The sequence below is a fragment of the Pseudomonas maioricensis genome (genome assembly GCF_022790535.1).
GTDB classification, from domain to species: Bacteria; Pseudomonadota; Gammaproteobacteria; order Pseudomonadales; family Pseudomonadaceae; genus Aquipseudomonas; species Aquipseudomonas maioricensis.
Map to the genome: position 1 here is coordinate 195,271 of NZ_LOHG01000001.1, position 13,509 is coordinate 208,779.

General features: G+C 52.8%; 14 protein-coding genes and 1 pseudogene. 8 read left to right on the forward strand and 7 right to left on the reverse strand.

What is annotated here, in order from left to right; translation table 11 throughout:
- The first annotated feature begins 2 nt into the window (after positions 1-2).
- From AUC61_RS00885 to AUC61_RS00895, 3 genes are all read left to right on the forward strand, one after another.
- Positions 3-608, forward strand: coding sequence for a hypothetical protein (locus tag AUC61_RS00885; protein WP_109512834.1), 606 nt, complete (start codon positions 3-5; stop codon positions 606-608).
- Positions 601-2,061: a tyrosine-type recombinase/integrase gene (locus tag AUC61_RS00890; RefSeq protein WP_152035031.1), complete on the forward strand. Its 1,461-nt coding sequence runs from the start codon at positions 601-603 to the stop codon at positions 2,059-2,061. Before AUC61_RS00885 ends, AUC61_RS00890 begins: the two co-directional genes overlap by 8 nt.
- 104 nt (positions 2,062-2,165) lie before the next feature.
- Entirely contained in the window at positions 2,166-2,708 is a 543-nt protein-coding gene (locus AUC61_RS00895; protein ID WP_109512836.1) for a hypothetical protein, read from the forward strand.
- 13 nt (positions 2,709-2,721) lie between these two features.
- Here AUC61_RS00895 and AUC61_RS00900 read toward each other — a convergent pair whose 3' ends face one another.
- Positions 2,722-2,931, reverse strand: coding sequence for a hypothetical protein (locus tag AUC61_RS00900; protein ID WP_109512837.1), 210 nt, complete (start codon positions 2,929-2,931; stop codon positions 2,722-2,724).
- A 362-nt stretch (positions 2,932-3,293) separates the two neighbouring features.
- Between AUC61_RS00900 and AUC61_RS00905 the strand changes: the two genes are divergently transcribed.
- Complete coding sequence (locus tag AUC61_RS00905) at positions 3,294-4,481, forward strand: DUF5677 domain-containing protein (protein WP_109512838.1); 1,188 nt, start codon at positions 3,294-3,296, stop codon at positions 4,479-4,481.
- A 382-nt stretch (positions 4,482-4,863) separates the two neighbouring features.
- On the opposite strand, the gene AUC61_RS26525 is transcribed toward AUC61_RS00905, so the two are convergent.
- The 6 genes and pseudogenes from AUC61_RS26525 to AUC61_RS00930 all read right to left on the reverse strand — a co-directional run bounded on the left by AUC61_RS26525 (position 4,864) and on the right by AUC61_RS00930 (position 9,863).
- On the reverse strand, positions 4,864-5,739 hold the full coding sequence (locus AUC61_RS26525; protein WP_370661146.1) for a methyl-accepting chemotaxis protein: 876 nt from the start codon (positions 5,737-5,739) through the stop codon (positions 4,864-4,866).
- Positions 5,740-6,900: pseudogene (locus tag AUC61_RS26530) on the reverse strand (HAMP domain-containing protein); the annotation flags it as partial.
- Positions 6,901-7,186: 286 nt separating this feature from the next.
- A complete protein-coding gene (locus tag AUC61_RS00915) occupies positions 7,187-8,713 on the reverse strand; it encodes an IS66-like element ISPsy43 family transposase (protein WP_003317542.1) in 1,527 nt (508 codons plus the stop codon).
- Between the two features lie 83 nt (positions 8,714-8,796).
- Positions 8,797-9,132, reverse strand: coding sequence for an IS66 family insertion sequence element accessory protein TnpB (tnpB, locus tag AUC61_RS00920; protein ID WP_004409766.1), 336 nt, complete (start codon positions 9,130-9,132; stop codon positions 8,797-8,799).
- Positions 9,129-9,497, reverse strand: coding sequence for an IS66-like element accessory protein TnpA (tnpA, locus tag AUC61_RS00925; protein WP_080103374.1), 369 nt, complete (start codon positions 9,495-9,497; stop codon positions 9,129-9,131). Before tnpA ends, tnpB begins: the two co-directional genes overlap by 4 nt.
- Before the next feature lie 117 nt (positions 9,498-9,614).
- On the reverse strand, positions 9,615-9,863 hold the full coding sequence (locus tag AUC61_RS00930) for a CsbD family protein (RefSeq protein ID WP_054090592.1): 249 nt from the start codon (positions 9,861-9,863) through the stop codon (positions 9,615-9,617).
- Positions 9,864-10,054: 191 nt separating this feature from the next.
- Here AUC61_RS00930 and AUC61_RS00935 point away from each other — a divergent pair, with 191 nt between their 5' ends.
- The 4 genes from AUC61_RS00935 (at position 10,055) to AUC61_RS00950 (ending at position 13,422) form a co-directional block, all read left to right on the forward strand.
- Complete coding sequence (locus AUC61_RS00935; RefSeq protein ID WP_053481115.1) at positions 10,055-10,645, forward strand: acyl carrier protein phosphodiesterase; 591 nt, start codon at positions 10,055-10,057, stop codon at positions 10,643-10,645.
- A gap of 113 nt (positions 10,646-10,758) precedes the next feature.
- Positions 10,759-11,319: a TetR/AcrR family transcriptional regulator gene (locus AUC61_RS00940; protein ID WP_053481116.1), complete on the forward strand. Its 561-nt coding sequence runs from the start codon at positions 10,759-10,761 to the stop codon at positions 11,317-11,319.
- 702 nt (positions 11,320-12,021) lie between these two features.
- The gene (locus AUC61_RS00945; protein ID WP_029290780.1) at positions 12,022-12,576 is read left to right on the forward strand and encodes an OsmC family protein; all 555 of its coding nucleotides are present in this window, start codon (positions 12,022-12,024) and stop codon (positions 12,574-12,576) included.
- Between the two features lie 72 nt (positions 12,577-12,648).
- Positions 12,649-13,422, forward strand: a complete 774-nt coding sequence (locus tag AUC61_RS00950) for an SDR family NAD(P)-dependent oxidoreductase (protein WP_053481117.1) — start codon at positions 12,649-12,651, stop codon at positions 13,420-13,422.
- Positions 13,423-13,509 lie beyond the last annotated feature (87 nt).

Genomic DNA, 13,509 nt, shown 5'->3' on the forward strand with positions numbered 1-13,509 from the left:
TCATGGGTAAGCCTAGATCAGAAATTCAAGTTCATAATGAATCAATTAAGGCGCGGCAGGTTCTGTTAGAAGACGTACTTGCCAATATACAAAAATACATCTCAAATGAGGTTGTCACTGCTGCTCTAAAAAATCAGGGGGCTTTGGCTTCCCTTTCTTACAAATTCGACTTGTCTGGAAAGCATTACACTATTGACTCTACAAGTCTGAACACCCTCAAGAAGAAGTCTGATGAATTGCTTGGTCATCACGGTTTTGCAGGGCTAGAGCGTCTTAGGGGCGTGGCTAAGGATGCAATTGCTGCTTATGGCGGAAGCGACAACAAGCCCACCAAGAAGACCAAACACGGGCTGGAGCAGATTAATAGCGAGTTGGAACGCACAGTGGTTGCACTGCGCCGCTCTAATTTTAGACTGCTCCAAGGGCTTTCCACCGCTATCTCGGGAATCAAAGAAACCAGGGATGGTTCTAGTGAGGATGTTCGGAATAAAAGCGCTAGCGAGGCTGTAAATGCACTGTTGGCAATAGTCTCGCTAAATGAGTCTCCTTTTGACGTGATTCCGTATCACGAGAATATCCAGTCTTTGCGGGTGGTGCGGGGTGAATGATTTCCCTGAGCGTAAACTTTATTCAGTGGTTCCTGAGCTTGAGTTGTTTGACCACAACGCACTAGGGAAGCTCGTGACTAGGGATGCGAGCAACCTGACATTCATCAATTGGCCAAACGGGTCGCCCTGTTTTAGCGCGAATCTATACATGCTTTCCCTTACGGTTCGCCCCAATAGGATGAAGCGTAAGGGATTATCCCGTGCGGGCAGAAAAGGTGGGACGATTGGCGAATACGCGCAGAAAATCAGCCAGTTAGTGAGATTCTGTTATGCTTCAAATATTGATTTCATAGATCTATCAGATAACGATTTTACGCGCTTTATTCATCATTTAGGTACGGAAGTAGATCCCAAGAATCTTCGTGAGAAAAAGAAAGCCACACTCACAGTGGTAGATGTTGGGACTGTATGTTTAGACCTCCTCAAGTATATTGGAGGACTTTATGAGCAACCCAATTTTGTCGCGGTTGGAGGGCGAATAAAGATTACTGAAAACGTTACGGTTAAGAAAGATAAGCGTGGTCGTGATTATGCTGTGCACAGCGTGTGGCATCACGCGTTTCCACCTGGCGGTAGGAGGCATGAGCGGAATGCGATACCGGCTGTTCATATAGACCAGCTCAGGAAAGCTGTTGATGAAATGGGAGGCTCACGTTTCATCAAGATTCGGCGGCACGCATTTATCTCTACATTGGAAAACTCTGGGGCTAGGCTATCGGAGGTGGCGGGTCTTAAAGTCGTAGATGTCTTAGCGGCGTATAAAATGAAACATCCAATGCTAAGGTTCATCACGCTGAAGGGTGACGACAATGAGGAGAGGGAAGTACCCGTAAATAAGATGTTTCTCAATGAGCTGGTATCATACATTGAGTTTCAAAGGGATAAAATTGTAAGAAATAAATTCTCCAGTCTTAAGGATCATGGTTTCGTCTTTGTGTCGTCATCAACCGGAACTCCGCTTTCAGAAACCTCGCTTGGTAACGAGATTGGTTCAGTGCGCAGGTTTGCTGGCATCGAGGAGCAGGCCTGCTCACACATGTTTCGTCACTCGTTTATAACGAATTTAGTCATGGAGTTCGTACAACGGGATAGATATAGGCGTGCCGGAGATTTTGAAGTCAGGTTGCTTTCTGATGAGAGCTATCTTGATGAAGTTAAGATGTATACCGGTCAAAAATCAATTGCGACCATCATGGGCTATGTGCATGCAGCATTCAAGCAGATTGAGGGATATAGCACTACAGTTAGCAATGTTTTCCTAATGCGAGCCATGGAGCAGTTCGACAAATATTCTCGTAACCTCAGGGCCCAGCTCGGCTCTACCCTTACAATTCAAGAGTATAACGTAGAGATGCAGAAACTTGAGGCTTTGAGAGATGATGATTTTGCACGTGAGCTTGCGAGAGAGAAAACGGTGAAGGGAATCGCTCCAATTCTACCTGGTCACGAATGATTCGGTGAATCCTTAGACGGGTCTATCATTCACACAGCAGTGTTGAGATACCATCATTCATTACCAATGGATTCAGCCCCCAGGCTTTATGTCAGGAGAACGTTTTGCTGCTGCTTTCACGCCTCTGGAACCTTATCAGCCCTGACCGCCGCCCCGAGTGGGAGAAAGCGCGGGAACGCGAGTTCATCCTGGCGGCGAACTCCTTGAAGACCCTCTCTGTTACTGACCGGGGTGGCATGTCCATCGATCCAGAAGAGCTCCGTGAACAAATTGTCTCCGCACGCGAGCAGTTGAAGCACCTTGTGCACGACCCAGGAACGCATAGCGGGCCTTGCCAAGAAGTTGCAGCGGTAGAGGTGGCCCAAGAGGCTGATCCGTCTGCTGAGGAGCTGCAGGACTGTATTGAGGTGGTGGCTTGGCGTCGGCTTTCTGGTGGCGCTGCTATGCGCTACGTTTGCCTTCAGTCCACACACACTGGTAGGTACGCTGTCGCGACAGCCAGCATGATCTCAGGAGCCTCGGAGAGCCTCCCTACGTGGATCGACGGCAACACCAGCGGGCAGGTTGCTTGCGCCTTGCAAGGTGGTGAGTTTCATTGGTGCGTGACTATTAACGAGGCGATGGACGCTTGGGATGCAGAGCTCTGAAGGTCGTGCAGGTTTACTGGCACCAAGGGCCCCAAGATGGAGGATTTTCCATGATATCGATGGATGTGCTGAGCTCGTCCTGCATGCGTTCAAAGACTCTGTCGAGCGCTGGATGTGCTTGGGACTCCCTTAGTGCTGTTATCAGTTGCAGCAGTTCCCGGCCCTGAGCCAAAGGCATTTGAACGTCGCAATATACGGTGTTGTCATCATCCGTTAATCCCATCGAAAAATCCTCGTAGCATGGTCTCGGCTTCTGGCTTATCCGGCCTAGCGTTGGGGCGTGCCCCTTAGGGGATGGTCTGTCGTGAACCGAGTCTGCGTCTCGGCCCTTCGGGCTTCCATCCCTCACGCCTGCGCGCTCCGCTTGCCATGACTACTCAGCCGTCTGCTCACCTACTTTCGGTTTGACCGGTCACACTGAGCTACATCCAAAGCCCAAAGGACTCAGCTGACAATCAGTAACCATTTAGAATCAAAGCCCAACAGGAGAAGTTGTGCGCCTAAAGACTGCGTTGCTGGCTAGGTTTCCTTAGGGCATCAAGTCAATGCAAAATCGGACGACGGCCACGGCTATAGGAGTGTTTCATGGAGCATGATGACGAGAATGAAGATCGTCAGGCCTTGGTCGATCAAGGCTCACTTGGCGCAGAACCATCAGAAACATATCAAGAGAGAGTGAAGAGCTTAGACAACGTTGTGCGGGAGTGCATGCACATCTCCCAAGACTATGCCGGGATCGAATCCCCCTCTGGTAAGCATTTCTATGCGTCAGTCCTATTCACGGCGCTTTGCACAAGAGCTGTTTCACTCCTGACCCTGGTGCCTCACACCCCTTGGGCATCAAAGCTGATTGAGCACTGGGACTACGCTTCGGTCGCTGGAATTACCAGAACGATTCTGGAGCTCCGATTAGCGTTCCACTACCTATGTGCTGAAGCGTGCAGCCAAGATGAATGGGATTGCCGCTGGAACATTTTCAATCTACATGACTGCACTTCTCGTCGCCGGATGTTCGAGGCGACAGAGGGTGGAGCTGAGCAGGTCGAGGGTTTCACAGCTCAAGCGGAAGAATTGCGTGATCGGCTTCGCGCCAATCCTTTCTTCCAGTCCCTGCCAGCTAAGAGTCAAAAGAATCTCCTCCATGGGCAAACAGCATACTTAATGCCTCTTGAGGAGATCGCAGAGCGAGTGGGTGTCGACAAGCAAACATTCCGCTGGCTCTACGTTTTGCTGTCCAGCCATGTCCATGGCCTTCCAATGTCGTTCTACCGCATAGGTGAAGGTGCTGAGGAACGAGGTCGTGGCCTACCTAGCCCAACCGAAGAAAGCTACACGTGCCTTTTCCTATCTTTTTCCATGAGCCTCTTGGTGGGCGCTCGAGATGAACTGCATGAGCTCTTCAGAGGCTTGCTCCCCGAGAAGCCTAGGGAGAGTGCCACCGCTCCCGTTGTCGACATTGAAGAATCAGCAGAGAAGCTTAAGGTAGGCGAAACCATTGTTCTCCCTGACCAGGGAGCAATACGAATAGAGGTCACTCGTGAGTCCGAAACGGCTCTCTCTATCATCTTCGTTGACATCGACTCTGGAGAGAAGGTGCTTCGACGCCGAGAGTCTGAGGACGAAGGACAGAATCTGGAGTGGTTCGACCCATTTTTCTGGAGACTAACAATTAACGGCAAGCCCGCTACCAGTGCTGCGTTCGACAAACTGGAGAAATCACCTTTCGCCTTTCGCATTGACTTCGAGGCACGAGAGATCCTATTCAAGAGCTGAGCAAACGGTCACGCACAGCCCTGTCTAAGAACGCCCTGCAACTTGAGTTCGAACTGCTCGCACCTCCACTACCGGCCCCTCACAAGGGCTACATACCTCCGCCCAAGGGATGGATGGCTTGGGCAGCTTGAGGTTACCGGTCTTCGAGATGATCCTCAGCTGTGCGTGCTTCAGGTGATAGTCTTCCCAGGCTATACGCAGGTTTGTGGTAACCGTCCGGGCAAGTCATCTAGCGTAGCTGGCTCTATTGTTTTACGAGATTGCGCAACGATGAAGCTCAGCCCTCAATGTCGATCAGGGACTGCCGGGCATCATCACCCCAGTCAGACCCGATCAAAGCACTTTCTCGTGCTATCAACAATTGAAACGCTTGAGATTCCTTTCAAGCGTTGCTGGATAACTTAAACTTGCCGACTACGCTGCGAAGTTCATTAGCGAGCAATGAAAGCTCGTCAGCCGTTACGGCGTTGTCCTCTACGCCTTCCATGACGATTAAGCTGCTGTTTCGAATGCCGATGACGTTGCGATTGATATCCTCTGAGACCGAATGTTGCTGCACCGCCGCACTTGCAATCTGAGTGTTCATGCCCACAATTCCGTCTACTGCTTCATTGATCTGGTTCAGGCTGCCAGACGCTTGGCTCGCTGCCTGAATGCATTCCCTAGCTCGGGTTTGCCCAGCTTTCATCTGTTGAACAGCGGCATCAGTAGCGCCTTGCAACTGTTGGATGATCCGTCGAATTTCTTCTGTGGAGTTTTGTGTGCGCGAGGCCAGAGTCCGCACTTCGTCAGCCACGACCGCGAAACCACGGCCTTGCTCGCCAGCTCGCGCCGCCTCGATGGCCGCGTTGAGGGCCAGCAGGTTAGTCTGATCCGCGATGGTACTGATGACCTCGATGACACCACCGATTTCTTTGCTGTGTGTCGCTAACGCTTCGACTTTGCTTGCACTGAGCTCCACTTCGTTGGCCAACGCCTCAATAGCGGCACTTGTTTCAATCATAACTTTCAAGCCGTCGTTAGACGCACTGCTTGCAGATTCAGCGGCACGTGCTGCGCCCTCGGTATTCTGGGCCACGTCGGCAACGCTCGCGGTCATTTCGTTGATGGCAGTAGCAACCTGCTCGGTTTCAGCCTGTTGTGAGTTCATTGAGGCTTTGGCTTGGCCTATGGAGATCTCTAGTCGCTTTGCCGCATCTGAGACTGAATGCGAGCTACGCTCCACCTGGCTCAGTGAGCCAGAGAAGGCAGTTACCATGCGGTTAAGTCCCTCGCCTACATCACCGATTTCATCGTGGCTGTTGATTCGGACGCGCGCGCTCAGATCGCCTTGAGCAATACGTGCCGTCACAGCTAGGAGCTCATCAACCCCAATCCGCAGAGCCTTGTAGATGCCGACGAACGCATAGAGCAGCAGTATCGCAATGGCGATAAATAGCTCAGTGCCGAAAGTACGCTCATTACTCAGTGTATTCAGACGCTCATCAATTCGAATTCGCAGCGATTCCTGCATCTGATCCTGAGCTTTGTAAAACTGAGCAACGACGGCGTTTCCACGCTCGCCCAAGGTGTTGGCATTCACGTTTGAGCGCTTGCTCGGATCAAGGTAGTCCACCAGGTCTTTACGCAGATTTTCCAGGTCGGTAATGGCTGTTGTTACAGACGGCTGAACTACACCAGATAATTTCGGCTCTTCTCGGCGAAGCAGGGAAAGGCTCTGCTGCAACTCTTGACGCATTAGCAGCTCCTGTTTCAACAAAGTCTGGGCAAAAATACGAGTGGTGTCGTCCAGAGGACGGTCAGCGCTAAAACCGCTGGCCAGACCGCGAATCTGTCCGACCAGATTTATTTGCCGAGGCAGACGTATAGAGCTTAGATCGATGAGGTACAACGAACCTGCATCTTCGTCCAAAATCATGCCGGAAGTGGCCGTAATGTAGTAAACGAAATTCATTAGGTCGGTTAACTGGTCGTTCCACGCGGAAAAGATCACCAAAGGTGCTTCGCCTGCTTTGGCGCGTTCAACCAGCTGCACACTAGCGGTACGCAACGTCTGAACTCGGTCTGTCGTTGCCAGTTGGGTGCTAAATTTTGCGTCCTGCGCAGCAAGAGTCGCATAGGCATCGTTAAGCTTTTCAGCATTGCGTGCTGCATTGGCTACTGCGTTGGTGTCACCGCTGAGCATGCCGTGTGTCAGCGCCCTCTGAATCATGGTTAGACGCAGGATAGGGGTGACGTCCAACAAGTATTGTTGACCCACCTGTTCATGCTTGATGCCCGTGATGCTCGTGTTCAGTGAAAGCATCGCCCGGGTGCCTAGCAGGAGCAGAGGAATCAGGACAATAAATCCCAAAATTGCGAATTTCATGGGGAATCGAACACGGTTGGTAACGAACAGGGCAGGCGCTAATAAATTCATCGGGTTCTCGATCACTCAAGGTCTGTGAGTGCTTTCTTAGGCGTTAAAAAGTGCCCATCTCTCATTTATGGTTATGAGGTAATGAAAGCATTCCAAGAGATCTTCCTCAAAAGCCGCTTACTCTCCTTTGTTACAGGATCGAATTGCCGCGCTTCTCTTGGTACGAAAACTATCGGCTGAACCGGGCGAAGCTGTAGGGAGGAATGCATGGATAACCAGCATAAAGGCTAAGTAGACCGGTAATGGCACCAGTTGGAGGTGCGTCCGGGCATCCCGTCTTGCGCAACTAAACCGGTCGCCACCTATGCGGTAGTAGCTCCGCAATCTCACTTGCCCGCTGCGTCGGCAGGCGCGTGAGGACGTCCTTCAAATAAGCATACGGATCATGGCCGTTGAGTCGCGCCGATTGGATCAAACTCATGATCGCCGCTGCACGTTTACCGCTGCGTAACGATCCCGCGAACAGCCAGTTCGAACGCCCAAGAGCCCACGGCCGGATTTGATTCTCGCACCAGTTATTATCGATGGGCACGGCACCGTCATCGAGATAGCGCGTCAGCGCTATCCAGCGTTTGAGACTGTAATCCAGCGCCTTGGCGATGGCCGAACCCTCAGGCACAAGCTGTCTTTGGGCGATCATCCAGGTATGAAGTGCGTCGGCGATTGGCGCTGCTTTTTCCTGCCGTATTCGCTGCCGATCACCCGGCTCCAGCTCTCGGACTTCTCGTTCAGCTTCGTACAAGGCCGCGATGTAGTTCAGCGCTTTTTCGGCGACCTGGCTCTTGTTGGTCACGTGCAAGTCGAAGAACTTCCGGCGGGCATGGGCCATGCAGCCGATCTCCGTAACGCCCAGTTCAAAGCCTGCCTTGTAGCCGGCAAAGTCATCGCAGACCAGCTTGCCGTTCCAACTGCCCAAGAAGGCTCGGGCATGTTCGCCAGCGCGGCTCGGGCTGAAGTCGTAAACGACCGCCGCCAGGTTGGAGAACTGACTGGTGGCATAGGCCCAGACGTAAGCGCGATGAGTTTTTTTCGCACCAGGCGTCAGCATTTGTACCGGCGTCTCGTCGGCGTGAACGACGTCGTGCGTCAGCACGGCTTCGCGCAGCGCATCAACCAGCGGCTGTAATTGCACGCCGCAGTTGCCCACCCACTGCGCCAAGGTCGAACGGGCGATGGGCAGCCCGGCGCGGCCGAAGATTTTCTCTTGGCGATACAGCGGCAGATGGTCGGCAAACTTGGCCACCATGATGTGGGCCAGCAGGCCTGCGGTCGGGACGCCTTTGTCGATGACGTGCGCCGGTACCGGCGCCTGGATCAGTGTTTCGCACTGTTCGCAGGCCCACTTTCCACGGATGTGGCGTTCGACTGTGAACACGCCGGGCGTGTAGTCGAGCTTTTCGCTGGCGTCTTCGCCGATGCGCTTGAGTGCGCAGCCGCACTGGCAGTGGCTGTTGTCCGGTTCGTGATGGATCAGTGTGCGAGGAAACTGCGGTGGCAGCGGTGCGCGCTTGGGTTGCTGGCGCACTTTGGCTTCGACAGGTGCCGGTTGCAGCGCCTCAAACTCGGCTTCGATAGCGGCGATATCCGTATCGATCAAGTCGTCGAGCAGGCTGGCTTGATCCGGGCTCAACTGCTCGCTGCGCTTGGCAAACTTGAAGCGTTTGAGCAGCGCGATCTCGTGGGCCAGCTTCTCGTTGACCGATTTGTGATGAGTGATTTGCTTGTCCATCGTCTCGACGCGCTGGATCAACTGCGCCGCCAAGGCACGCAGTTCTTCAGGGTTTAATTGATCGAGATTCGGATGCGAAGTCATGCCGCCGATTTTGCCAGAGAGGGCTAGTGGCGGCGATAGACTGATGGGCCAATTGCGCTGGCAAGCAGGCCATGGCAGGCGAATTAGAGCACCGTGATGGCTGCTCCGGAACCGACGCGTTGCCAAGGCAAGCCGAGCACCAAGGCTTGAAGTTGCTCTGCATCCAACTCGACTTCAGAGCCGTGCCGCACGCCCGGCCAAAAAAAACGTCCTTGATTCAAGCGCCGGGCAGCAAGCCAAATCCCCAAGCCATCATGCACCAGCACTTTCATGCGATTGGCACGACGGTTGGCAAACAGATAAGCACAGTGCGGCTTCGCCGCACCGAACACCGCCACGACCCGCGCCAGCGCAGTTTCAGTGCCTGCGCGCATGTCCATGGGCTCGGTGGCAAGCCAGATGGAGTCGATGCGGATCATCGCAGCAGGTCTCGCAGGAAAGCAGAACACGCCGCTGCATTTTCTGCCGGCCAACTCACCACGACTACGCCTTTTGAATGCGGCACTTCGATTCGGATCGTGGCAGGAAGGGCCTGATGCATCGGCACCGGCGGCGATGTCTTGACCGGGATGAAGGCGGTTTGAAGTGTCAGGTTTTTCTGTGCATGCACCCGAATCCATTTATGGACGAGGTTTGCATTGAGGTTGTGGGTCAAGGCGACATTGGCAATTGAAGTGTCAGGTTGGGCGCACTCAGCAATGACCTGGGCCTTGAAGGACTTGGAATAGGAACGGCGTTCTTGTGGCATGGGCGTCCGCTTAAAAAGGCTAAAAATGGTGTCCACCTATATTTGGGTGGACACCATCGCCTCAAGCGACGGTGTCAGGAAGGTGTGTTGCCCGGACGGTTACGTACGAGAGACGATTTAGGGAGAAGCAACTCAAGGCTTTTCCTCCAACCTTCAGCGGCGCAGGAGACGGTCTAGTACCAGCAGGGCTACTGCACCAATTGCAAGTGCAGCAACCGGCTTCTCTTTGACGAACGTAGACACACTGTCCAGTGCATCGCCATAGGTTTGAGTCATCCGGCCAGCAGCTTGGCGTCCCGCACCTTCGGCTTCAATCTTCGAATCACCCAGTAGTTTTCCCACTGCGCTTTGAGGTTTGCCGGCAACCTTCTCTACAACGCCCTCAACCTGTTCGCTTTTCATGATTTCAATACCTTCGTGAGTGAGCAGCTCAGATTCAGCTGAGCTAGCGGCCATGTGCACAGCTTTAGGGGGATGAGCTTCAGAATAAGTTCAAAGTTGGTAAGGCTCAGGAACGAACCCATCTAGTAGATAGGACATTTGCGACTCTGCTATCTTGACCGTCGACCGCTACTTGCATGAGGGTGCATGGGATGAATTATTTGGCTCATCTACACCTTGGGGGGCAATCGTCTGACGAGCTCCTGGGGAGCCTGTACGGGGACTTTGTTAAAGGCCCACTCGCAGGGCGCTTTTCTCCTAAAACTGAGACTGCGATTCAGCTGCATCGCACGATTGATGCCTTCACTGATGCCCACGGGTTGGTCAAGCGAGCGCTGTCACGATTTCCCAACGAGAAAAGACGCTACGCTGGGATCGCTCTCGACATGTTCTTTGACCACTGCCTCGCGCGTGATTGGGAGCAATACTCTAACGTCCCGCTGGATGATTTCGCGCAGCAGATCTATGGGATTTTGGAGGCAGAGCCTAACCTTCCTCCGTCACTGGCGCAGGTCGTGCCTTTGATGATCTCGGAGGATTGGCTGTGCGCCTATAGAGACTTTGAAATGATTGGATATGGCCTGGGCATAATCTCGATGCGCCTTTCCAGACCAGAGGTGCTTGATGGATTGTTCGAACATCTCGAAGGCAATTATGAGCTGCTGAGCGCAGATTTCAGTGAGTTTTACCCAGCACTCCAAGATTTTGCGCGTGTGCCTGCTGACGCAGACCCAATGTGTTGAGGTTGTGGCGCACTGGCCAACTCGACTCAAGGGTGAAGCCTAGTAAGGCAAACGCTGTCTTATGATGAGTGACTAATTTATGATGCCCAGATGACAAATTCGGATTCGGCATCATGAGTACACGTTCAGACCTTTTGACTAGCGCCGAAGTTCTGCTGCGCACTAAAGGCTACGCGGCCTTCAGCTATGCCGACCTTGCGGACGACATCGGCATCAAGAAGGCGAGTATTCACCATCACTTCCCCACCAAGGAAGGCTTGGCGATTGCCATCGTCGAGAGCTACCTGTTCCGGTTTAAAAAGCAGCTGGAGGCTATCAATGATAAACACGTCAGTGTCGTCGACCGGCTGAATGCGTTCGCCTTGATGTTCGCACAAAGCAGTCTAAACGGGATGCTTCCACTCTGTGGAGCCTTGGCCGCAGAGCTTCTGGCCCTGCCTGAAAGTCTCAAAGAAATGACGAAGGATTTCTTTGAGATCCATCTCACTTGGCTTCAGGCAAATATTAAGCAGGGTCAAGATCGAGGAGAGCTTAAAGCCGACCTGGATGTAATCAGAGTTTCAAGGTACATATTGAATACTTTGGAAGGTGCGAGCTTTGTTTCTTGGGCGATGAGCGATGATTACGAGAAATCTTCGGGATTTGATTTGATTTTATCGACCCTTCGTCACTGAAAACTCTAGCAAGCACATTTATCGACTCCACCGCTGCATTCCCTTTTCAGGGGGCATCTTTCATCGCTGTATCTTTAGTACATCTTTCAATAGCTTCTCGATTTGGTCGCCTGCCAAGAGCAGGCGGCCTTGAGTCATTTGATTCAGGGCCGCGAGCCGATCTATGCTTGTATCAATTAGTGCAAACTAAAATCCACCGGATAGATCACTCGGTATTATCTGGTGTGCGGTAGATTTGCATCCAATGACGGGAAGGTTGGCTTGTAGGCGGCGCTTTTTCGTGATCGCGAATTGTACAGTACCGTCCATGCTTAGCGACGACCGCGCTCTTGGCTGCGTTCAAAGTGACTTCTTGAAACGAACCTCCATCTCGCCCCAACACGTGCCCTGGTGCATAAACAGCCATAAAACCTCCCTGATTTTTATCTATGTGGTGACGGCCTTATGCCATCAATTCGTACGATTACACAAATTTCACCCGATGCATAGAGGTGTGGAAGATCGTTTCATGGCGTCGCTTTCGAAGTGACTCTGTTGGTCACGACACTCACTGTGTTGCCATCAATATTCCCAATTCCTCTATGCAGCCTAAATTTACAAAACTATTGGTGTCGTCATCTCTATTGCAAGCAAACCTACTACTTGGTAGGCTTATTTCTCTTCCGGTCTAATCGTCCGGCTTATCTGAAGAGGAACGTCCACATGAGCAGCAACCTGAATGGTATCGATGTCGCCGCACTCCAGAATTTCGCCGAAGGCGTTGCTGGTGATGCGACCAAGCGCCACGCAAGCTTCAACGTTAAAACCGCTTGGAAGGGTCAGACCCGTTCTGTAGCCAAAGTCAGCCGTTACAGCTTGGCCGGTGAGACCTATTCCCGCGATTTTGAAATTGCAGCCGATGAGCCGAATGAATTGCTGGGCGAGAACACCGCGCCCAACCCTCAGGAGTTGCTGATGGCTGCTCTAAACGCCTGCATGTCGGTCGGCTATGCCGCCAATGCCGCAATGATGGGCATCAAGATTCACAGCCTGGAAATTGAGACCGACGGCACTCTCGACCTGCGTGGCTTCCTGGGGATCGACGAAAGCGTTAACCCAGGCTACGACGAGGTGAGTGTCGTGATTCGCCTGCACACAGATGCTTCGCGTGAGCGTGTAGAGGAGCTGCACAACGTGGTGCTCAAGACTTCGGTCAACTACGCAAACTTCTCTAAAGCCATCCGCATGCTCCCTAAGCTCGAAGTCATCGAAGGCTAGCCGTCCTGGCTACAGGTCAGCACGGCACCTTGCCGCTGGCGACCTCTCACTTATCTGATACCGGAGTCTGTAATGAACGATTTTTTTAAAGGCAAAAAACTGTTGGTCGTCGGCGGCACGAGCGGCATGGGCTTGGAAACAGCGCGTCAGTTTTTGAAAGCGGGTGGCAGCGTGGTTCTCACCGGCAGCAAACAGGATAAAGCCGATGCTGTGCGTGCCGAGCTGAGTCCGCTGGGGAACGTATCAGTGATCGTTGCCGACCTCATGACCGAGGAAGGGATGAATCATGTACGCAACGAAATCAATGCCAATCACAGTGACATCGGCTTCATGGTGAACTCTGCAGGCATATTCATTCCGAAGCCTTTCATCGAGCACGATGAGGCGGATTACGACATGTACCTGGATTTGAACCGCGCCACATTCTTTATCACGCAGGCAGTAGTCAAAAATATGCTTGCTGCCAAGCGCGAAGGCTCCATTGTCAACGTCGGTTCGATTGGCGCACAGGCCGCGCTGGCCGGCTCTCCAGCAACTGCGTATTCGATGGCTAAGGCGGGTCTGCACGCAGTCACCCGTAACCTTGCAATTGAATTGGCTCACTCAGGTATCCGAGTCAATGCCGTTTCGCCTGGCATCGTTCACACCTCGATCTATGAAGGCTTCATGGACAAGGACGCGATCCCGGAAGCGATGAAGTCACTGAACAATTTCCACCCACTGGGTCGAGTGGGTGTTCCCGAAGACGTCGCCAATACCATCCTGTTCTTGCTGTCCGATAAAACTTCCTGGGTGACCGGTGCTATCTGGGACGTTGATGCAGGGGTGATGGCGGTACGTGCCTAAACACCGATGCAAGCGCTGCGTGTAGCGCCTCTCATTGGGGCGCTTCCCAGCACGCTGCTCCGGTTATAAGGCTGCTGGCTGCAGGAG